The following is an 18,566-nucleotide window of genomic DNA, read 5'->3' on the forward strand; positions in this document are numbered from 1 at the left end:
CGTTAGCAGGAGACAAACATGAGCTTAGACAACACCGTACACCCCAGTACATCGGGGTCCGAAGAGTTGGTTCCGTCGCGTTACGCGCTGCGCGTCGGCGAGATTGACGTACTGGTGGTCAGCGACGGGGTGCTATTGCTGCCAACCACGACGCTGGCCACCAATGTCGACCCGGCTGTCCGGGCGGCCTGGATGGAGGACATGTTCCTGCCGCCGGACAAGTTCGATTGGCCGCTGAACGTGCTCGTGGTGCGTAGCGGCGACCGGACCATACTCGTCGACTCAGGGCTAGGGGGTGAGTATCCGGGCTTCCCGCGGGCCGGGCACTTCCCCAGGCGACTGGAGGCCGCCGGCATCGATCTCGCATCCGTGACCGATGTGGTGCTTACCCACATGCACATGGACCATGTTGGCGGGCTGCTCGTCGACGGGATGAAGGAGCGGCTACGTCCTGACCTGCGGGTCCACGCAGCGGACGCCGAGGTCAAATTCTGGGCGTCGCCCGACTTCTCCCACACCACCATGCCGTCGCCGGTACCGGACGTGCTTCGGTCGACCGCGAAGCGGTTCTTGAGCGAGTACCGCAGCCAGCTGCGGACGTTCGAGGAGGAGTACGAGGTGGCGCCGGGGGTGGTCGTCCGGCGCACCGGCGGCCACACCCCCGGGCACAGCGTGGTTCGCCTGGCGTCCGGCGGCGACCGGCTGACGTTCGCCGGCGACGCCATATTCCCGGTCGGGTTCGACCACCCCGACTGGCACAACGGCTTCGAACACGACCCCGAGGAGGCGGCCCGCGTTCGGGTCCGTCTTTTGCGGGAGGTGGCGGCGACCGGCGAGACGTTGGTGGCCACTCACCTACCGTTCCCGTCCGTCGGCCGGGTGGCGGTCACCGGCAACGCCTTTCGTTGGGTACCGGCTGTCTGGGACTTCTGACCGCTTGTCGGTTAGGGCCGACCTAGGGCGCGCACTCATAGCGTTGATGAGCTCATGCCCTAGGTCGGCCCGATCTTTGCGCGAGCAGGAGATGCAGCATGATGGGTCAAATGCCCCTTGAGGCACTCGTTGTGTCTCCCCTTTGGCAAATGAACTTGATCGGCCTTGCCGGGATCATCGTCTGGCACCTGATACCGAGCAGGCGCTCGAACACCCGACTGGTGGTCCAGATCGCATTCTTTGCGGGCATGACTGCCGTTCTTATCGGCAACAACCTGATGTCGTTCGAGCCAGAAGCGCCTGAAGCCCTGGACGCCAATTCGCTGCTCGTCATCTTGGCCAGGTTGCTGTGGTGGATCCATCTGGCGTGGGCGATCATCGGTTTCGTGCGCATCTACCTCGTGCTCGAGCGCTATCCGCATGAGGCGCGCCTGCTGCAGGAAATCGTCGTCGGCGTGGTCTATCTCGGCGTGGGTTTGTCCATCCTAACCTTTGTCTTCGGCATTCCCATCGGGACGCTGGTCGCGACGTCAGGCTTGGTCGCTATCATTCTTGGCTTGGCGCTCCAGAACACATTAAGTGACGTCTTCTCCGGCATCGCGCTGACGCTGGGCCGGCCCTATGTCCTCGGCGACTGGATCGTTCTCAGCGACGGGACCGAGGGACGGGTTGTCGAGAGCACTTGGCGCTCGACCCATGTCCTGACCGGCTCCAACAACGTGGTGGTGCTGCCGAACAGCTTTCTGGCCCGGCTCGGGCTGACCAACGTCAGCCGCCCCGATGAGACGCACCTGCTGACGCTGACGGTGCGCATTGCACCCACACGCATGCCTTCCGTCGTAATGGACGTGATGCGATCCGTCATGCTGAGCTGCAGCTCCATCGTGGCCGAGCCGCCGCCGACCGTGGCGCTCAAGAGCCTGGATGCGGTGGCCTTGACGGTCGAACTGCAATTCAGGGTCACGAGCCCTGCCGAACGGTCACGCGCGCGAAGCGAAGTGCTCGACCTCGTCTACCGCCACTGCAAATCTGCCGGCCTGCTTCTGGCGATGCCGGCGGAATCCGTTGTGGCTATGACCGATTTACCCACCGAAGAAACAGCTCGGCCGCAACGCGTCGAACCGATCGAGCTCATCGAAGCCATACCGATCTTCGCAACTCTGACGCGCGACGAAAAGCTGTCGCTCGCGAAAGCGACCACTACTCGCGAATTTCGCAAGGGGGACGAAATTGTCCGACAGGGAGACATACTGTCCGCACTGATGATGATCAGGGCCGGCGTCATCGTCATGCGCTGCGACGGCAAGGAGACCGGCCGACTCGCACCCGGCGACTTTTTCGGAGAGACCGGGCTGCTTGCGGGTATGGGTGAAGCTTGTACGCTGCAGGCGCTGACCCGTGTGATCGTCTACGAGATTGACCAGCACGCTTTCGCCCCACTGCTTGTGGATCGTCCGACTGTGGCGGAAGACCTGGCTCTGAGTCTATCCAGGCGCGCTCTGCCGGCCCGAGCCGATGAGCTGCAAAGTCTCCGACACGACCGTGGTACGCAGGTCTTTCGCAAGGCCATCCAGAGAATCTTCCACGACAGGCACACCCATCACTTGTCATCTCGCCCCTGACTAGTGATTCGCGGCTGCTTCGGTGGAGCTCTGCAATACATCGATAGCGGACGTTCGTCGGAAGTCTGCATCGTGGGCGCTACGATAGCAGCCCGAGGCTCCTGAAACTCGCGTGGCCTTTGCGGCCGATCACGAGATGATCGTGGATCGAGATGCCCAGCGCTTCGGCGGCCTTGCGGATCTCTTTCGTCATCTCGATGTCCTCGCGCGACGGCTTGGGATCGCCCGAGGGATGGTTGTGCACCAGGATCAGCGCGGCGGCGTTCAGCGTCAGCGCGCGCTTCACCACTTCGCGCGGATAGACCGGTGTGTGATCGATCGTGCCGCGCTGCTGCACCTCGTCGGCGATGAGGACGTTCTTGCGGTCGAGGAAGAGGATGCGGAACTGCTCGGTCTTCTCGTGTGCCAATGCCGCATGGCAGTAGTCGATGAGCTGCTGCCAGTTGGTCAGCACCGGCATGTCCTTGACCTTGCGCTCGGCCAGCCGCCGGCCGGCCTCGCGGGATGCCTTGAACAGCACGAGCGTACGCTGATCGATGTCGAATTCGCGTAGCTGCACGGACTCGGCGGCGAAGACGTCGCCCAAGGTACCGAAGCGGTCGAGCAGCCGCTTGGCGAGCGGCTTGGTGTCGATGCGCTCGATCGAATAGAAGAGCAGCAATTCCAGCAATTCGTAGTCTTCCAGCACCTCGGCGCCCGCTCTCATGACACGCTCCCGCACGCGGCGGCGATGGCCGTGATAGTGGGGCTGCGGCTCGGCTGCGCCGGCATTGTGTCCGATGCCGGCTGGCTGGGCCTCGAGCGCCGAGGCGAGCCGGTTGGTCGGATCGTCGCCGGAGAATTCCCAGCACTGGTCGAGCCGGTTCCAGCTGCCGCCCGCCTCGCGCAGAAGCAGGCGGTACGAAAGGGTATTGCCGATGACACGCCAGCGATCCTCCCCGGCCTGGACGCGCAGTCCTGCCGAGAGAAGCGTGCACAGCGCGTCGTCGCTCGCCGCAACGGCCTTTGCAGTTCGCTTGTCCTTGGCTTCAGAACGTCGGTCCACACCCTGAGGACGAGGCGACTAGACAAGGCGTTACAGGAAACTTCGTTCCTTCCGACGAGATTGCCAGCACTGCTGGCATCGATGATCGAATTTCTGCGATTTTGGCGCCCTATGGTACGCAAAAATAGAACCGCAGTTGATTCTATGGAGAACCTAAGTTATATTGATCGCGTGCCGCCTTCCCGGCGACTCTGCTCTTTGCATCGTTCATCCGCTACCATCGCGCCCGGCCGCCGCCGGGCCTCTCTCCCCGGTCGACCAAAAGCCAATAGCGCAACTAGCGTAACTGTCCGAATGCGCGGCAAGCCCATCGCTAGTGGGTCGGCTTCCAAGGAAACGCTGGGCAGGTACCGGCGGAAAGGGCGGAAAGGGCGCTAACCCCTCGCGCTAGGCCGAGACGGTCTTGCGCGGCTCTTCGCCGATGGCGGCGAGATCGTAGGGCGGCTTGGCCAGGCCCTTCGGTGACAGGGTGAAGAACTCCACGCCCGTTTCGGTGATGCCGACCGAATGCTCGAACTGGGCCGACAACTGCTTGTCGCGCGTCACCGCCGTCCAGCCGTCGCTCAGGATCTTCACCTGCCAGGTGCCGGCATTCACCATCGGCTCGACGGTGAAGAACATGCCAGGCTTCAGCACCGGGCCGGTGCCGGCCTTGCCGTAGTGCAGGATGTTGGGCGCGTCGTGGAAGATGCGGCCGAGGCCGTGGCCCGAGAAGTCGCGCACGACCGAGAAGCGCTGCGCCTCGACGAAGGTCTGGATGGCGTGCCCGATGTCGCCGACGCGGCCGCCCGGCTTGGCGGCGGCGATGCCGCGCATCATCGCCTCGTAGGTGATGTCGCAGAGGCGCCGCGCCTTCACGCCGACGTCGCCACAGAAGAACATGCGGCTGGTGTCGCCGTACCAGCCGTCGAGGATCACCGTGACGTCGAGGTTGACGATGTCGCCCGACTGCAGCCGCTTGTCAGACGGAATGCCGTGGCAGACCACGTGGTTGATCGAGGTGCAGATCGACTTCGGATAGCCGCGATAGCCGAGCGGGGCAGGTATCGCCTTGTGGTCGAGGATGTAGTCGTGACAGAGCTTGTCGAGTTCGGCGGTGCTGATGCCGGGCTGGACGTGCGGCGTGATGAAGTCGAGCGTCTCGGCCGCCAGGCGACCGGCGCGGCGCATGCCCTCGAAACCCTCGGGGCCATGGACCTTGATCGTGCGCTCATCGCGCCGCCAATAGTCGTCGCTGTCGTCGATGAAATCGCGGGGGCTGCTCATGCATTATATTTGGCATGCGATACCGGCGGTAACAAGGCCGTGCGGCGCTTGGCCCCCCGGCATACCTCCGCTAGTGTCCTGAAAGACAAGGAAAATGAGCGCATGTCCGAGCCGGTAAAAACCGTCACCGCCTGCATCGTTGTCATCGGCAACGAGATCCTGAGCGGCCGGACTCGCGATTCCAACATCCAGTATCTCGCGACCGAGCTGGGGGCGCTGGGCGTGCAGGTGCGCGAATGCCGGGTCATCCCCGACGTCGAGGCCACGATCGTCGCCACCATCAACGAGGTTCGCCGGAAGTTCGACTATGTCTTCACCACCGGCGGCATCGGCCCGACGCACGACGACATCACCGCCGATTCGATCGCCAAGGCCTTCAGCGTCGGCATCTCCGAGCATCCCGAGGCGGTCGCCCGCATGACCCGGCACTACGGCGATCCGGCCTTGTTCACGCCGGCCCGGCGGCGCATGGCGCGCGTGCCGCATGGCGGGCTGCTGGTCGACAACCCGGTGTCAGTGGCGCCGGGCTTCCAGATGGAGAACGTCTTCACCTTCGCCGGCATCCCCAAGGTCGCCGAGGCGATGTTCCAGTCGATGAAGCACAAGCTGGTCGGCGGCACGCCGGTTCTGTCGCGCACCGTGCGCACCAACCTGCCCGAGGGCATCATCGCCGAGCCGCTGGGCGCCCTGCAGAAGCGCTTCGAGGATCTCGACATCGGCAGCTACCCCGCCTTCCGCAACGGCAAGCCCAGCGTCTCGCTGGTGCTGCGCGGCACGGATGATGCACGGCTCGCCGCCGCGGCGGTCGAGCTTTTGGCCACCATCCGCGGCATGAACGGCGAGGCGGAGGAGTTTGCCCAGTAGATTTTCAAGCAAGCTGGCAGCGGCCCTTCAGTGGGGCGTGCTGATCGCCCTGTCGGCGGGCATTGCAGCCTTCCTGCTGTGGATCCACGCGCCGGCGGCGCTGATGCTGGGACCCTTGATCGCCGGGATCATCGTTGCCTCGTCGGGCGGCAAGGTGCGCTTCCCGCTGCCGCCCTTCGTGCTGGCCCAGGGCGTCGTCGGCTGCCTGATCGCCAGCATGGTGCCGCTGTCGATCGTCGACGACGTGCTGCGCCACTGGGTGCTGTTCGGCGCTGGCGTCCTGCTGGTCGTCGTGGCCTCGAGCCTGCTCGGCTGGCTGATGACGCGCTGGCAGATGATGCCCGGCACGACGGCGTTGTGGGGCACCAGCGCGGGTGCGGCCTCGGTGATGACCATCATGGCCGAGCACTACGGCGCCGATCCGCGCCTGGTCGCCTTCATGCAGTACCTGCGGGTCGTGCTGGTGGCCGCCATCGCCGCCTTGGTGGCGCGCCTGTTCGGCGTGGCGCCCAGCCATGCGGCACACGACATCGTCTGGTTCCCCATCGTCGCCTGGGTGCCGCTCGGCGAGACGCTGGCGCTGGCGATCGCAGGGCCCATCATTGCCCGCTGGCTGCGCATTCCGGCCGGAGCCTTCCTGGTGCCGCTGGTGTTGGGCATCGTGCTCACCCATTTCGGCCTCGTCAGGATCGAGCTGCCGACCTGGCTGCTGGCGGCGAGCTATGCCTTCGTCGGCTGGAATGTCGGCCTGCGCTTCACGCGGCCGCTGCTGATCCACGCCCTGAAGGCGTTGCCCGTCATCTTCGGCGCAACCTTGACCCTGATCGCCCTGTGCGGCGGCGTCGCCGTCCTCATGGTCTGGGGCGCCGGCGTCGATCCGCTGACCGCCTACCTGGCGACCAGCCCGGGCGGCTCCGATTCGATCGCCATCATCGCCGCCTCGACCAATGTCGACGTGTCATTCGTCATGGCCATGCAGACGGTGCGCATGATCGCCGTGCTGTTCCTCGCGCCGGTCTTGACCAAATTCATCGCCGAACGTCTAAGGTATCCGAATGACCGCCCTCCATGACATGACCGCCGGCGAACTGCTCGCCAACTACAAAGCCAAGAAACTGTCGCCCGTCGAAGCCGTCGACGCCGTCATCGCCCACATCGAGAAGTGGGAACCCAGGCTCAAGGCCCTCTATGCCCCCGACTTCGAAGGTGCGCGCAAGGCGGCCAAGGCGTCGGAGCAGCGCTGGCAGGCCGGCAAGCCGCAGGGCTCGCTCGACGGCGTACCGATCACCATCAAGGAGAACATCGCCACCAAGGGCGTGCCGGTGCCGCTCGGCACCGCGGCGACCGACCTCGTGCCGGCCACCGACGATGCGCCGGCTGCGGCGCGGGTGCGCGAGGCGGGCGCTGTCATCCTCGCCAAGACCACCATGCCCGATTACGGCATGCTGTCGTCGGGCAGGAGCTCGTTCCACCCACTTACGCGCAATCCCTGGAACCTCGCCTGGAACCCGGGTGGCTCGAGCGCTGGCGCCGGCGCGGCCGCGGCGGCGGGCTACGGCCCCCTGCATCTCGGCACCGACATCGGCGGCTCTGTGCGCCTGCCGGCATGCTGGAACGGCATCTTCACCCTGAAGCCCAGCCTCGGCCGCGTGCCGGTCGACCCGCCGTACTTCGGCCGCGCCATCGGCCCGATGACGCGCACGGTCGCCGACTCGGCGCTGCTGATGGTGGAGCTCTCCAGGCCCGATGCGCGCGATCACATGAGCCTGCCGCCGGCCGCGATCGACTGGAACGCGGGTCCGCTCGAGCCCAAGGGCCTGAAGATCGGCCTGCATCTCGATGCCGGCTCCGGCCTGCCGGTCGATGCCGAAGTGAAGGCCGCCGTCGAAGCCGCCGCCAGGATGTTCGCCGATGCCGGCGCCAAGGTCGAGCCGGTGGCGCCGTTCCTGTCGCCCGACATGCTGCATCTTCAGGACCTGTTCTGGCGCGTGCGCAGCTGGGTCGATTTCTCGGCGCTGAGCCATGCCAAGCAGGCGAGCGTGCTGCCCTTCATCGCCGACTGGTGCCGCGGCGGCGCCGACGTCTCGGGCGCCACGGTCATCAAGGGCGTCGCCAACTACATGGCGATCCGCGCTGCGACGACGCGCGCCACGCAGCCGTTCGACTACGTGCTGTCGCCGGTCTCGCCGGTGCCGACCTATCGCGCCGAATGGGAGACGCCGACCAATGACGTCCACCGGCCACTCGAGCACATCTCCTTCACCATGCCCTACAATATGAGCGAGCAGCCGGCTGCCTCGATCAACTGCGGCTACACCAAAGAGGGCAAGCCGATCGGCCTGCAGATCGCCGGCCATCGCTTCGACGATCTCGGCGTGATGCGTCTGTCGCGCTGGTTCGAGCAGGCGAGGGGGCCGCAGAAGGCGTGGCCGCAACCGCGATGAAACCGATGAGCAACGGTCCTCTCGGCATCCTGATGCTCGACACGCGCTTTCCGCGCATCAAGGGCGACATTGGCAACGCCCAGTCCTTCGACTTCCCGGTGATCTTCCGCCGCATGGAAGGCATCGGCTCGGCTGACGCCGTGACCGCCCATCCCGACCGGCCGCGCGTGCTGGCGGCGCTCGAGGCCAACGCCCGGGCGCTCGCCGCCGAAGGCGCGATCGGCCTGTCGACGAGCTGCGGCTTCCTCGCGCTCTATCAGGACGATCTTTCCGCCGTCTCGCCAGTGCCAGTAGCGACGTCGGCGCTTCTGCATATCAAGCAGCTAGCCGGCAAGCGCGTCGGTGTGCTCACGGCGTCGGCCCGGAACCTGACGCCGGCGCACTTCGCTGCCGTCGGCGCACCGACCGACACGCCCTTCGTCGGTCTGCCCGAAGAAAGCTCGTTCGCCAAAACCTTCATCGGCAACGGCACGATACTCGATCGCGATCAGGTCGAACGCGAAGTGGTGACCGCTGCGTGCGATCTGGTGGCACGCCATGCCGGCATCGACACGATCGTCTTCGAATGCACCAACCTGCCGCCGTACAAAAACGCGGTCCAGGACGCGGTAGGCCTGCCTGTGTTCGACGTGCTCGACCTGTTGAAGGGCTTCCATGACGAGCTTACGGGCGCGGCAGGTGGCGGTAGACGGGCTGTAGCAGGGTAGGGATCAGGTAGATCGGGAACTGCACGGCGGCGATGAACAGGAAGATGTCGGCGTCGACCGAGGCGGGCAGCACGGCCATCAGCAGCGCATTGTGGCGGCCTCCCGAGCAGTAGCCCGCCGTCAGCGCCACGCGCCGGTCGACGAACGGCAGCGCGCACGCGACGACCACGAGATTGCACAGGATCATGCCGGCGAAGGCGCCGACGACGAAGCCTGCGAGCTTCAGGGGCTGCGCCGTGGCCTGGGCGACCACGCCGTCCATCAGCGGGATGGCGAAGACCATCAGCACGATGACCGACAGCCCATCGAGCGTCGGCGCTTCGTCCATGATCCGCGTGCCGAGCCAACGGCGGATGGCGAACGCGCCGGCCGACGCCACCACCACGATCAGCGCCAGGCGCAGGCTGAGATCGACGGCGCTGACATGCAGGTCGAGATCGAGCAGCCACAACGCCAGCGGCGGCAAGGTGAAGGGCACCAGGAAGTTGGTGAAGAGCGTCAGCAGGAGGGCGAGCGAGGAGTCGAGCCGCAGGAAGGCGGCAGTGGTGGCGGCCGAGATGATGCCGGGCGCCATGGCGCTGAGGCAAAGCGCTGCGACCAGGCCGGGCCACAGGCCGAGCCCCTGCCAGATCGGCCAGACGATCAGCGGAACGACGATCAGGTTCGCCAGCGCCAGCAGAACGGCGGGGCCGGGCCGGCGCAGGAGCGCGCGCACCCGAATCCAGTCCATGCGCGCCAGGGCCAGCATCAGGAGCAGGACGGCCAGTGGCCATAGCAGGACGCGCGCGGCCGAGGCGACGTTCTGGAAGGCGAGTCCGATCGCCAGCGACAGGGGCAGAAGCGTGGTGGCGCGACCGCCCATGCGCCGCAAAACGTGAACGACCGGATTCATCGGAGCCGAGCTTACACGTGCTAGCCTGCGGCATGTTCCGGCGGGCTTTCATTGCTGCATTGCTGGCGGCGACTCCCTCCCTGGCCCAGCCGTTGGCCCAGCCGGTCGCTGTGCCGGACTGCACCGTCGATGGCCGGCTGGCGGACAACAACGGGCTCAAGCTCGATATCACCTATCGTTGTCGCGCGACCCAGCCTTTGTCCTTCCGATCGGTCGAGGATCGCACCTCGTCCTACGTCCAGGACCTCAAGCTCGAGCAGCGTGACGGCATCGCCGAGGCGCGCTACCGGTTCGATCTGTCCGGCTTCGCCCGTGCCGTCGATTCGACGTCGCTCGCCGTGCAGCGCGGCAATGGCGTGCTCGCGATCCTGGGAAGCTGGCTGCTCGAGCCACAGGGCTACGATCGTGCCCCGACGATCGACATCCGCATGGCGACGGGCCCGGGCCTGGTGTTCGCGGCCGGCCTGCCCAAGGTAGGCGATGCCTGGCGGCTCAGCGGCGCGCCTGTGGTCACCGCAGGCTACACGGCGCTGGGACGACTGGCCTATCGTGAGCTTGCCGTTCCCGCTCCCGGATCGCTGCGGCCCGGCCAGCCAAGGACGGATGGCGTGCTGCGCGTGGCGATCCTCGACGGCGTCGGCGAGGGCGCTCGCGACGACCTGTTCGACTGGGTCGAGCGCACGGCGCAGGCGCAGTCCAACTACTGGCAGGGTTTTACGGCCAAGCAGGCGTTGCTCGGCCTGGTGCCGGTCACGCATCGCCGCGGCGTCGGCTACGGTCGCAGCGTGCCCGGCGGCGGCGTCACGGTGATGGTCGAGGTCGGCACCGACGTCGACCGCCGCCGCCTGTTCGACGACTGGGTGTTGACGCATGAACTGATCCACACCGGCATGCCGTTCATCCGCCGTGGCGGCACATGGTTCATGGAGGGCGCCGCCACCTACGTCGAGCCGATCATCCGTGCCCGCGCCGGCTGGAAGACAGAGGAGGAGGTGTGGCGCGAGTGGGTCGACAACATGCCCAAGGGCGTGCAGGCCTTCTCGAGCAGCATGGCCAATGCCCGTGGTCAGGAGAACTACTGGGGTGGCGCCACCTTCATGCTGCTGGCCGACGTCGGCCTGCGGCGCGCCACCAACGGCGCCAAGGGTCTGGAGGATTGCCTGGCCGGCGTGCTGTGGAGCGGCCTCGACGGCGCGCGGCGCGCCATCATCGCGGAATACGCCGCCGCCTGCGACCGTGTCACCGGCACCACCGTCATGAGCGGCCTGGTCGAGCGCCATTTCAACAACGCCGAGCCCGTCGACCTCGCCGCGCTGTGGAGGGACCTCGGCATCTCGTTGGTCGGCAGCCGCATCGCGCTCGACGAAAATGCGCCGTCAGCGAAGTGGCGCAAGCTGATCGTGCCCGGTACGCATCCGCCCCGGCGCATCAAGCTGCCGTGGGAAAGCTAGGCTGAGATATCGTTACAAGGCCATGACGGCGGCAACTTTCGGCGGACAGGTCGCGTTGCGTCGCCATGTTTTTTCGCGACCTCCTGGCCAAGGCCGACGAATACTTGCCGTGGATACCGAACTGGCTGTGGTCGGCGTTGATGCTCGTCATGGCGGCCGCCCTGGCGCTGCTGCTGCATCGCGCCGCAGTGCGCCTGATGCGCCGGCTGATCTCGCCAAAAAATGCCTTCCTGCAGTCGCTGATCTCGGCGACGGATGGCCCCATCCGCATGGCGTTGGTCATCTTCGCCGTCGGCATCGTACTGCCGGTCGCGCCGTTGGACCGGGACGCCCGGTCCGCCATCGGCCATGCGCTGATGGTGGCCTTCATCTTGTTGATCGGCTGGAGCGCGACCGCGGCCATCGTTCTGGCATCCGACTTCTATCTTCGTCGCGCCGATGTCGCTGGCGCCGACAATCCGCTGGCGCGCAAGCACGTCACACAGGTACGCGTCCTGCGCCGCGTGATCGAAACGATGGTGATCATCGTCACCGTCGCTGCTGCGCTCATGACCTTCGAGTCGGTGAAGCAGTATGGTGTGAGCCTGATCGCTTCGGCTGGCGCCGCCGGCATCATCGTGGGCCTGGCGGCGCGGCCGCTGCTCACCAACCTGATCGCCGGCATCCAGCTTGCGATCACGCAGCCGATCCGCATCGGCGACGCTGTGATCGTGGAGAACGAGTGGGGTTGGGTCGAGGAGATCACGGGCACCTACGTCGTCATCAAGGTGTGGGACTGGCGGAGGCTGGTCGTGCCGCTGTCGTACTTCCTGGAGAAACCCTTCCAGAACTGGACGTTCCAGGGCACCGACCTGATCGGATCGGTATTCCTGTGGGTCGACTACACGGTGCCGGTCGCCCACGTCCGGTCCAAGCTCGAGGAGATCGTGCGCACGACCAAGCTATGGAGCGGCGAGGTGGTCAACCTCCAGGTCGTCGAGACGAGTGAGCAGGCCGTGCAGCTGCGCGCCCTGGTCAGCGCCCGTACGTCGGAGCAGGCATGGGACCTGCGTTGCGAGGTGCGCGAGAAGCTGATCGTCTTCCTGCAGGAAACCTATCCGGCGGCCTTGCCCAAGCAACGCGCCGAATTGGTCGAGCTGCAGCGCGACGCCGCCTGACGTCGCGGAGCTCAGAACATCCCGTTGTTGTTCGCCGGCTTCTCCGGGATCGGCTGCACGGCGTCCCAGTGCTCGACGATCTTGCCGTCCTCCAACCGGAAGATGTCGACGATCGCCACGCCGCGCTCGCCCGGCTCGCGCACGCTGTGGACGTGCAGGATCACAAAATCGCCTTCGGCAAAGACGCGCTTGATCTCGCTCTTGGCGGTGGGGAATTTCTCCTTGCGCATGGCGATGAAGGCCTTGAAGCCTTCGATGCCGTCCGGTGCGCCGGGATTGTGCTGGATGTAGTGCGGGCCGAAATGCTTGGCCGCGGCATCGAAATCTTTCTGGTTCAGCCCTTTCTCGTAGAAGTCGAGCACGACCTTCTTGTTGGCTTCGAGGTCGGCCGCGTTGGCCGGCAACGCGGCCACGAGCAGCGCAAGGAAAAGAGCGATCTTTTGCATCAGTTTCTCCCCGTTCACTGTCTCCATGCTAGCGTGGTCCCATGACAACCGACACCGGCGTTTGGCTCGAAGACCTCACCTGGCCCGAGGCAAAAGCTCGTTTCGAGGCGGCGGCATTGGTCGTGGTTCCGGTCGGCGCGGCCGCCAAGGCGCACGGCCCGCATCTGCCGCTCAAGACCGACGCGCTGACGGCGCGCGCCCTGGCCCAGCGGCTGATCGAGCGCCTGCCCGCGGTCGCCGCACCCGTCGTCGGCTTCGGCTTCTATCCCGCCTTCACCTCGTTCGCCGGCAGCCAGCATCTGTCGGCTGAGACCTTCAAGGCTCTGCTGGCCGAACTGCTGGGCAATTTGCGCAGCCACGGCGTCCGGCGGCTCGTCATCCTGAACACCGGCGTGTCGACCGAGAAGCCGATCGACGAGGTCGCCTCCGGCGCGGCCGATCTCCTGGTGCTGCACATGCGCGGCATGGGTTCCGCTGCCGAGAAGCTGCTCGCCGTCGCCGACGGCGGCCACGCCGACGAGCGCGAGACGTCGGTGATGCTGGCGCTCGACCCGCGCAGCGTGCGCACTGACAAGCTGGCGCTCGACGGGCCGTTCGAGCGCACCGGCGCTACCGGCGACCCGACCCGGGCAACCGCCTTCAAGGGCGAGCGCATTCTCGCCGCCCGCATCGACGATATCGTCATGGCCATCGCTGCCCGCTGGCCCGACCTCGCGCCGCGACGCTAGAGCGGCCTGCCGCGGCAACTCGTCGAACCATCGTGACGTTTATCGCGCACGCACCAACAATCAAGAAGGAACCCAGCGATGGCCGACATCACCAGGATCACGCCCAACACGCTCATCAACGCCGAACGCGTCGAAGGCACCTCCGTCTACAACCCGCAGGGCGACAAGCTCGGCACGATCGACGACATCATGCTCGACAAGGTGAGCGGCAAGGCGATCTACGCGATCATGTCGTTCGGCGGCTTCCTCGGCATCGGTGAGAAGTATCATCCGATTCCCTGGTCGGCCCTGAACTACGACGAGAGCAAGGGCGGCTATGTCGTCAACCTCGACAAGAGGATGCTCGAAGCGGCGCCGACCTACGACATGGACGAGGACTTCCACTGGACGCCGGATTACGGCCGCCAGGTCGATCGCTACTACAACGCTCCGACCTATTGGTAGGCGCGCGGCTGGCCGGTGGCGCCGTTCTGCGGACGCCATCGGCCGCTCTTTCGTCTTGGATTTGTCAGAACGGAGAGCGGCGGCGCAGGCCCAGCCGGCGGCCGCGTCGGTCGCGCGGCGCCGATGCGTGCTGCTGCAGCTCCGGCGCCGCCTGCGGCGGCGCTTCGCTCGGCGCGGCGGCGATCGCGCGCCCACGCTCGGTCAACCGAATGCCGTCGGCGCGATCCTCGATCAGGCCCAGCATCTCGAAACGCAGGCGCTGCGTGGACGACAGCGGAACCGCCAGCGCCGCCGCGTTGCGGGCGATGGCGCGAAGGATCTCGTGCTCCTGGGTTCCGAGGGGAATGCTCTTGCTGCTCATGATCGACCTCCAGGTCAACGTGCCCTGTGAACGGAGGTTGCAGCCGGTGCGCGCCCTCCCTACTGTGCCGCCGGGGAGAATCGGCAGAGAATCGGCGGGTCTTGCGTGCCCATCACTTGGACGATCGATCACGACCAGCGCTTGCTGACGGCCATATGCCAAGGCGACGTCACGCTGCAGGATCTCGAGGAGTATCTCGACGCCGTGGTCGTGGCCGGCAGCATGCCCTACCGCAAGCTGTTCGACGGAACGCACGGCGATTCCCGGTTGACCGACGAGGAGATGATGCTGCTGGGCGCGCGTATCCGTGCCTATCACACGGCAGGAGCGATGGGGCCGCTGGCCATCGTCGTGGTCTCCGAACACACACATGGGCTGGCCCGCCTGTTCGGAGCATTGGCCGCCGCCGATCGCCCGATCAAGATCTTCCGCGACGTCCGTGCCGCCCGGCGCTGGCTGGACGCCCAGCCGGCATAGATGGCGCTTTACTGGACGATCGATTCACGCAGGCGCGCCGTCGAGCTGGTCGCGGACGGCGAAGTGTCGATGGCCGACGCCATGGCCTTCTTCGACGCGGTCGAGGGGGCGGAGGCGCTGGCCTACAGCAAGCTGCTCGACGGCACGCGTGCACGGGCGGCCATGACGCCCGATGACCTGCTGTCAATCGTCGTGCGCATCCGCGCGCTGCACGCGCTTGGCACCATGGGCCCGCTGGCTGTCGTCGCCACCGCCGAGCAGGCCGAGCGCATTGCGCGTCTGCTGGGGGCGGCTGCCGTGGCCGATCGTCCGATGAAGGTATTCGAGGACGTCAAGCAGGCGCGTCGTTGGCTCGAGGCTCAGCCGTCCCGGAGTCATTGACCAGGCGGGCGAGCGCCGCGATCACCTCGTCCGGCTCATAGGGCTTGTCGAACAGCGGCCGTTCGCGGTGCGTGTAGGGCATGAGGGCGCTCGACAGGCCGCTCACGAATACGAAGGGGATGTTCAGCACCGCCAGGACGTCGGCCAGCGGGAACGACGTCTCATTGCGCAGCCGGATGTCGAGAAGGGCGCCATCGAGGCGGTTGTCCGCCATGACCGCGTGGGCGCCAGCCACGGAGGCGACAGGCCCGATCACGATGCCGCCAGCCTGTTGAACCGCTGCCGCGAGGTTGAGGGCGATGGGAGCCTCGTCCTCGACGATCAGGATCTTTCGACCGCTGAGCGGCGTTTCGGAGGGCGGAGGCACAGTCGACATTAGAACTGTAACGCCGAGCCCGGGCCTGCGGTTCCTCGCAACTTGGCGCGTGCAGCGTCGAGGAAGAGGAAGACGTCGACGACCTACCCGCTCTTCTGATCGTCGGGAACGAAGTTTTGTCGGTGCCGTTTTACGGAGACGCTGCATGAAAGGTGAAACATGCCCGACTATGACCCCAAGACCGACATCCATGTAACCGCCGGTCCAACTACCGGCGGCGGTGGCCTGTACTTCATCGTCGGAGCGTTGGCGGTGGCGGTGCTGATTGGCGGCTATTTCATGCTCGGAGCGCCCGGCCTGCACAGCAACGTTGCCCGCGCGCCCGACAGTAACGTCAACGTCACGGTTGAGCAGCCACGCGCTCCGGCGCAGCCGGCCCCAGCAAATCCCGCTCCGGCGCCGCAGCGCCAGCAGTAAGCATCCGAATTGGATCGCCCGACGACAGCGCAGCGGGCTATGCTGCGCTGTCGCCAGACAGCAGGAGCGATCCAAGTCGATGAAGCGTTCTGTCATTGCCGCAGCCATTGCGGCCACGTTGATCACCGGCCCGACTTTCGGCCAGACAGCCATCCAAGCGGGTCTGTGGGAGACCACCGACAAGACGACCCTTGAAGGGGTGCAGCCGATGCCGGCCACCTCCAAGCGCGTCTGCATCAAAGGCGGCGAGGCCACCCTGGAGCGCCTGCTCTATCCGACCCCCGACGACTTCGCCAAGCACGGCTGCACCTTCAGCCCAGGGCCCAAGCAGCCCGGCATCTTCAAGGCGACCACGGTCTGTCCGTCGACCGCCGAGACGCCCGGCGTCACCGCCGAGGCGGAGATCAGCTACAAGCCGGACAGCTACGAGGGCCTGGGCCAGCTCACGGTCAAGGACAAGGCCGGCACCACGGTCAAGGGCAGCAGCGTGTTGAGCGGCAAGCGCGTGGGCGATTGTTAGTCTTCCACCTCCCCGTCATACGGGGGGAGGCCTCAACGAGAACGTCAGGCTTTTTCAGATCATGAATCATGATCTTCGCCTTCCGCACACCACCTCCGTTGTTCTCCCCCTCCCTGCTTCCCCCGTAAGACGGGGGAGGTGGATGAGGCGCGCCACGAAGTTGCCCCGATTCCATCAGGGATAGCGCCGGTAAGCGGCCCGTATACCCGCCGTAGGAGCGGGGTTTTCGGTGCGCCTGACGCGGCTCGTAACGGTATTGATGGCTTCTGGCCTGGCGCTGCTGGCCCTCGCTGTTGCGCTGTCGCTCATGACCGCGGCCGCGGCGACCGGCGAGGCACGATACGACGTCTCCGCCTACCGTTACACGGACAGGCCGTCAGCCGCCGCGGCCAGCGCACGCACGCTCACCGTCTATGTCGATCATGACTTCGATGCCACCGAGAGAGAGCGCATCGGGCTGGCCTTGCAGCAATGGAATCATGTGCTGAACGGCTTCGTGCGGCTGCGCCCCGTCCTGTTGCCGGCCGATGCCTCGGACAGGGCAATGGCTCAGCTCCGCCGTCAGGGAGCCTGGATCGTCGCCAAGGTCGACAGCCGTCATCCGGCGGCCTGCGACCGCGGCGCTCTCGCCATGACCGTGGGCAATCGCGGCGGCGGCTTCGTCTACGTGATCGCTGATCGCTTCGCCGTGCGCGACCTGACGGCGGTGATGCTGCACGAGATCGGCCATGTGCTGGGTGCCGGTCACGATCCGCAGGGCCATCTGATGGCCCCGGTCTACGACGGCAACAACGGCCATTGCATCGATCGCGCCGCCGTGTCGATGGTGGCGTCGGCGCAGCGCCTGCCGCTCGGCCAGCTCAACTGGTGCGTCGGGCCCGGCCTCGATGGCGGCCGCATGAGCTATCGCTGACGACGCTCTGCGTCTAGTCCCGGAACGCCGGCATCACCTGTTCGCCGAAGCGGCGCATCGAGGCCATGTTCTGCGCATGGTCCATGGCGCCGAAGCCGGTCTGGCAGAGCAGATGTTGGACGCCGACGTCGCGCAGCTCGGCCACCTGCTCGCGCACCCGCTTGACCGAGCCGTAGAGCGATCCGGTCTGAAGGGCAAAGGGAATGGCGACCGAATCCGGCACCTTGGGATCCGTCCAGGCATTGAGCGTGGCCGGCTCGGGCTCGAAGTCGGCCGGATTGTAGGCATCGCGCACATGCATCATGTGGGCGCGCGTCTCGGTGAGCAGCGCGGCGAGCTCATCCTCGGCCTGCGCGTCCGATTCGGCCACGTAGACGTTGCGCCACAACGCACTCTGCGACAGCAGCCGCGCCCGCGTGCGCTCGTCATGGCCGCCTTCGGCGATGCCGGCCTCGTAGGTCGCCCACCGCTCCCTGATGCGTTCGACGGGCAGGCGCGCCGTCAGGATCGGCACACCGAGCTTGCCGCAGTCCTTGAACGAGCCAGGCGAGATCACCGAGCGCCACAGCGGCGGTCCGGGCTGCTGCACGGGCTTGGGCCGGATCGCCGGGATATGCACCTTGTGGAAACGGCCGTCGTAGGTGAGAGGAGACTCACGCCAGGCGCGCTCGATGATGTCGACCGCCTCTTCCATGCGCTCGCGGCTGTCGGTGCTGCGAAGCCCGTGCCCCACGAACTCGTACTCGTTGTAGACCGTGCCCTTGCCGATGCCGACATCGATGCGGCCCTTGCTGAGGTTGTCGAGCAGGGCGAGCTGCACGGCGAGCCGCACCGGATGATGGAACGGCATCTGCACGACGGCGAAGCCGATGCGAACGCGCTCGGTCTTCACGGCGAGCGCCGCGGCGAACATCAGCGAATCCGAATAGACGCTCTCGCCGGTGAAATAGTGTTCCGTCAACCATACGTCGGAGAAGCCCAGGCGCTCAGCGCCGCAGGCCTGGTCGATCAGGTTGTCGATACGTTGGGCGTCCTCGTCGGGCGAGGGCGACATTTGAAGGGTAAGCCAGCCGAACTGCATGCGCCAATTCACCCGCTTTGGGCGGGCGAGGCAAGGCGGCT

General features: G+C 66.3%; 22 protein-coding genes. 15 read left to right on the top strand and 7 right to left on the bottom strand.

What is annotated here, in order from left to right:
* The first annotated feature begins 18 nt into the window (after positions 1-18).
* Positions 19-933, top strand: a complete 915-nt coding sequence (locus RSO01_RS00845; protein WP_147145203.1) for an MBL fold metallo-hydrolase — start codon at positions 19-21, stop codon at positions 931-933.
* Positions 934-1,043: 110 nt separating this feature from the next.
* On the top strand, positions 1,044-2,555 hold the full coding sequence (locus RSO01_RS00850) for a mechanosensitive ion channel family protein (RefSeq protein WP_147145683.1): 1,512 nt from the start codon (positions 1,044-1,046) through the stop codon (positions 2,553-2,555).
* Positions 2,556-2,634: 79 nt separating this feature from the next.
* On the opposite strand, the gene radC is transcribed toward RSO01_RS00850, so the two are convergent.
* Positions 2,635-3,336 (bottom strand): RadC family protein, encoded by a 702-nt coding sequence (radC, locus tag RSO01_RS48825; protein ID WP_373867862.1) that lies wholly within the window; start codon positions 3,334-3,336, stop codon positions 2,635-2,637.
* Between the two features lie 651 nt (positions 3,337-3,987).
* Positions 3,988-4,866 carry a type I methionyl aminopeptidase gene (map, locus tag RSO01_RS00860; protein ID WP_147145205.1) on the bottom strand — a complete coding sequence of 293 codons (879 nt, stop codon included), beginning with the start codon at positions 4,864-4,866 and terminating at the stop codon, positions 3,988-3,990.
* Between the two features lie 102 nt (positions 4,867-4,968).
* On the opposite strand from map, the gene RSO01_RS00865 reads away from it, so the two are divergent.
* From RSO01_RS00865 to RSO01_RS00880, 4 genes are read left to right on the top strand one after another with little or no spacing between them, the layout of a single operon-like run.
* Positions 4,969-5,730, top strand: coding sequence for a competence/damage-inducible protein A (locus RSO01_RS00865; RefSeq protein ID WP_147145207.1), 762 nt, complete (start codon positions 4,969-4,971; stop codon positions 5,728-5,730).
* On the top strand, positions 5,720-6,802 hold the full coding sequence (locus tag RSO01_RS00870; protein ID WP_147145209.1) for an AbrB family transcriptional regulator: 1,083 nt from the start codon (positions 5,720-5,722) through the stop codon (positions 6,800-6,802). The genes RSO01_RS00865 and RSO01_RS00870 overlap by 11 nt, the downstream gene beginning before the upstream one ends.
* Positions 6,786-8,174, top strand: a complete 1,389-nt coding sequence (locus RSO01_RS00875; RefSeq protein WP_147145211.1) for an amidase — start codon at positions 6,786-6,788, stop codon at positions 8,172-8,174. The genes RSO01_RS00870 and RSO01_RS00875 overlap by 17 nt, the downstream gene beginning before the upstream one ends.
* A 5-nt stretch (positions 8,175-8,179) precedes the next feature.
* Positions 8,180-8,881 carry an aspartate/glutamate racemase family protein gene (locus tag RSO01_RS00880; RefSeq protein WP_170302774.1) on the top strand — a complete coding sequence of 234 codons (702 nt, stop codon included), beginning with the start codon at positions 8,180-8,182 and terminating at the stop codon, positions 8,879-8,881.
* Here the strand turns inward: RSO01_RS00880 and RSO01_RS00885 are convergent.
* Positions 8,838-9,773, bottom strand: coding sequence for a hypothetical protein (locus tag RSO01_RS00885; RefSeq protein WP_147145215.1), 936 nt, complete (start codon positions 9,771-9,773; stop codon positions 8,838-8,840). The genes RSO01_RS00880 and RSO01_RS00885 overlap by 44 nt on opposite strands.
* Before the next feature lie 32 nt (positions 9,774-9,805).
* Here RSO01_RS00885 and RSO01_RS00890 point away from each other — a divergent pair, with 32 nt between their 5' ends.
* Positions 9,806-11,224 carry a M61 metallopeptidase family protein gene (locus tag RSO01_RS00890; protein WP_147145217.1) on the top strand — a complete coding sequence of 473 codons (1,419 nt, stop codon included), beginning with the start codon at positions 9,806-9,808 and terminating at the stop codon, positions 11,222-11,224.
* Between the two features lie 65 nt (positions 11,225-11,289).
* The gene (locus tag RSO01_RS00895) at positions 11,290-12,381 is read left to right on the top strand and encodes a mechanosensitive ion channel family protein (protein ID WP_147145219.1); all 1,092 of its coding nucleotides are present in this window, start codon (positions 11,290-11,292) and stop codon (positions 12,379-12,381) included.
* Between the two features lie 11 nt (positions 12,382-12,392).
* On the opposite strand, the gene RSO01_RS00900 is transcribed toward RSO01_RS00895, so the two are convergent.
* Positions 12,393-12,827 (bottom strand): nuclear transport factor 2 family protein, encoded by a 435-nt coding sequence (locus RSO01_RS00900; protein WP_218037204.1) that lies wholly within the window; start codon positions 12,825-12,827, stop codon positions 12,393-12,395.
* Between the two features lie 41 nt (positions 12,828-12,868).
* Between RSO01_RS00900 and RSO01_RS00905 the strand changes: the two genes are divergently transcribed.
* Together RSO01_RS00905 and RSO01_RS00910 are read left to right on the top strand one after the other, a co-directional pair.
* On the top strand, positions 12,869-13,555 hold the full coding sequence (locus RSO01_RS00905) for a creatininase family protein (protein ID WP_147145222.1): 687 nt from the start codon (positions 12,869-12,871) through the stop codon (positions 13,553-13,555).
* A gap of 78 nt (positions 13,556-13,633) precedes the next feature.
* The gene (locus tag RSO01_RS00910) at positions 13,634-13,999 is read left to right on the top strand and encodes a PRC-barrel domain-containing protein (RefSeq protein WP_147145224.1); all 366 of its coding nucleotides are present in this window, start codon (positions 13,634-13,636) and stop codon (positions 13,997-13,999) included.
* 64 nt (positions 14,000-14,063) lie between these two features.
* Here the strand turns inward: RSO01_RS00910 and RSO01_RS00915 are convergent, their stop codons facing one another.
* Positions 14,064-14,360 (bottom strand): hypothetical protein, encoded by a 297-nt coding sequence (locus RSO01_RS00915; protein ID WP_147145227.1) that lies wholly within the window; start codon positions 14,358-14,360, stop codon positions 14,064-14,066.
* A 105-nt stretch (positions 14,361-14,465) separates the two neighbouring features.
* Here RSO01_RS00915 and RSO01_RS00920 point away from each other — a divergent pair, with 105 nt between their 5' ends.
* Together RSO01_RS00920 and RSO01_RS00925 are read left to right on the top strand one after the other, a co-directional pair.
* A complete protein-coding gene (locus tag RSO01_RS00920) occupies positions 14,466-14,837 on the top strand; it encodes a hypothetical protein (RefSeq protein ID WP_147145229.1) in 372 nt (123 codons plus the stop codon).
* Positions 14,838-15,218 carry an STAS/SEC14 domain-containing protein gene (locus RSO01_RS00925; protein WP_147145231.1) on the top strand — a complete coding sequence of 127 codons (381 nt, stop codon included), beginning with the start codon at positions 14,838-14,840 and terminating at the stop codon, positions 15,216-15,218.
* Here the strand turns inward: RSO01_RS00925 and RSO01_RS00930 are convergent.
* On the bottom strand, positions 15,169-15,594 hold the full coding sequence (locus RSO01_RS00930; protein ID WP_147145233.1) for a response regulator: 426 nt from the start codon (positions 15,592-15,594) through the stop codon (positions 15,169-15,171). The genes RSO01_RS00925 and RSO01_RS00930 overlap by 50 nt on opposite strands.
* Before the next feature lie 159 nt (positions 15,595-15,753).
* On the opposite strand from RSO01_RS00930, the gene RSO01_RS00935 reads away from it, so the two are divergent.
* The 3 genes from RSO01_RS00935 to RSO01_RS00945 all read left to right on the top strand — a co-directional run bounded on the left by RSO01_RS00935 (position 15,754) and on the right by RSO01_RS00945 (position 17,444).
* Positions 15,754-16,011 (top strand): hypothetical protein, encoded by a 258-nt coding sequence (locus RSO01_RS00935; RefSeq protein ID WP_147145235.1) that lies wholly within the window; start codon positions 15,754-15,756, stop codon positions 16,009-16,011.
* 79 nt (positions 16,012-16,090) lie between these two features.
* Positions 16,091-16,531 (top strand): DUF3617 domain-containing protein, encoded by a 441-nt coding sequence (locus tag RSO01_RS00940; RefSeq protein ID WP_147145238.1) that lies wholly within the window; start codon positions 16,091-16,093, stop codon positions 16,529-16,531.
* Between the two features lie 259 nt (positions 16,532-16,790).
* The gene (locus RSO01_RS00945) at positions 16,791-17,444 is read left to right on the top strand and encodes a matrixin family metalloprotease (protein WP_147145240.1); all 654 of its coding nucleotides are present in this window, start codon (positions 16,791-16,793) and stop codon (positions 17,442-17,444) included.
* 13 nt (positions 17,445-17,457) lie between these two features.
* On the opposite strand, the gene RSO01_RS00950 is transcribed toward RSO01_RS00945, so the two are convergent.
* Positions 17,458-18,525, bottom strand: a complete 1,068-nt coding sequence (locus RSO01_RS00950) for an LLM class flavin-dependent oxidoreductase (protein WP_147145242.1) — start codon at positions 18,523-18,525, stop codon at positions 17,458-17,460.
* Between the last annotated feature and the right edge of the window lie 41 nt (positions 18,526-18,566).

The organism is Reyranella soli, from assembly GCF_007992495.1.
GTDB lineage: Bacteria > Pseudomonadota > Alphaproteobacteria > Reyranellales > Reyranellaceae > Reyranella > Reyranella soli.

Excerpts from the sequence above, each read along its gene's own strand:
- RSO01_RS00880 (WP_170302774.1), top strand. The coding sequence starts at position 8,180 with ATGAGCAACGGTCCTCTCGGCATCCTGATGCTCGACACGCGCTTTCCG.
- RSO01_RS00865 (WP_147145207.1), top strand. The coding sequence starts at position 4,969 with ATGTCCGAGCCGGTAAAAACCGTCACCGCCTGCATCGTTGTCATCGGC.
- RSO01_RS00895 (WP_147145219.1), top strand. The coding sequence starts at position 11,290 with ATGTTTTTTCGCGACCTCCTGGCCAAGGCCGACGAATACTTGCCGTGG.
- RSO01_RS00940 (WP_147145238.1), top strand. The coding sequence starts at position 16,091 with ATGAAGCGTTCTGTCATTGCCGCAGCCATTGCGGCCACGTTGATCACC.
- RSO01_RS00950 (WP_147145242.1), bottom strand. The coding sequence starts at position 18,525 with ATGCAGTTCGGCTGGCTTACCCTTCAAATGTCGCCCTCGCCCGACGAG.
- RSO01_RS00930 (WP_147145233.1), bottom strand. The coding sequence starts at position 15,594 with ATGTCGACTGTGCCTCCGCCCTCCGAAACGCCGCTCAGCGGTCGAAAG.
- RSO01_RS00925 (WP_147145231.1), top strand. The coding sequence starts at position 14,838 with ATGGCGCTTTACTGGACGATCGATTCACGCAGGCGCGCCGTCGAGCTG.
- RSO01_RS00905 (WP_147145222.1), top strand. The coding sequence starts at position 12,869 with ATGACAACCGACACCGGCGTTTGGCTCGAAGACCTCACCTGGCCCGAG.
- RSO01_RS00915 (WP_147145227.1), bottom strand. The coding sequence starts at position 14,360 with ATGAGCAGCAAGAGCATTCCCCTCGGAACCCAGGAGCACGAGATCCTT.
- RSO01_RS00890 (WP_147145217.1), top strand. The coding sequence starts at position 9,806 with ATGTTCCGGCGGGCTTTCATTGCTGCATTGCTGGCGGCGACTCCCTCC.
- RSO01_RS00850 (WP_147145683.1), top strand. The coding sequence starts at position 1,044 with ATGCCCCTTGAGGCACTCGTTGTGTCTCCCCTTTGGCAAATGAACTTG.
- RSO01_RS00910 (WP_147145224.1), top strand. The coding sequence starts at position 13,634 with ATGGCCGACATCACCAGGATCACGCCCAACACGCTCATCAACGCCGAA.
- map (WP_147145205.1), bottom strand. The coding sequence starts at position 4,866 with ATGAGCAGCCCCCGCGATTTCATCGACGACAGCGACGACTATTGGCGG.
- RSO01_RS00885 (WP_147145215.1), bottom strand. The coding sequence starts at position 9,773 with ATGAATCCGGTCGTTCACGTTTTGCGGCGCATGGGCGGTCGCGCCACC.
- RSO01_RS00845 (WP_147145203.1), top strand. The coding sequence starts at position 19 with ATGAGCTTAGACAACACCGTACACCCCAGTACATCGGGGTCCGAAGAG.
- RSO01_RS00935 (WP_147145235.1), top strand. The coding sequence starts at position 15,754 with ATGCCCGACTATGACCCCAAGACCGACATCCATGTAACCGCCGGTCCA.
- RSO01_RS00900 (WP_218037204.1), bottom strand. The coding sequence starts at position 12,827 with ATGCAAAAGATCGCTCTTTTCCTTGCGCTGCTCGTGGCCGCGTTGCCG.
- RSO01_RS00875 (WP_147145211.1), top strand. The coding sequence starts at position 6,786 with ATGACCGCCCTCCATGACATGACCGCCGGCGAACTGCTCGCCAACTAC.
- RSO01_RS00945 (WP_147145240.1), top strand. The coding sequence starts at position 16,791 with ATGGCTTCTGGCCTGGCGCTGCTGGCCCTCGCTGTTGCGCTGTCGCTC.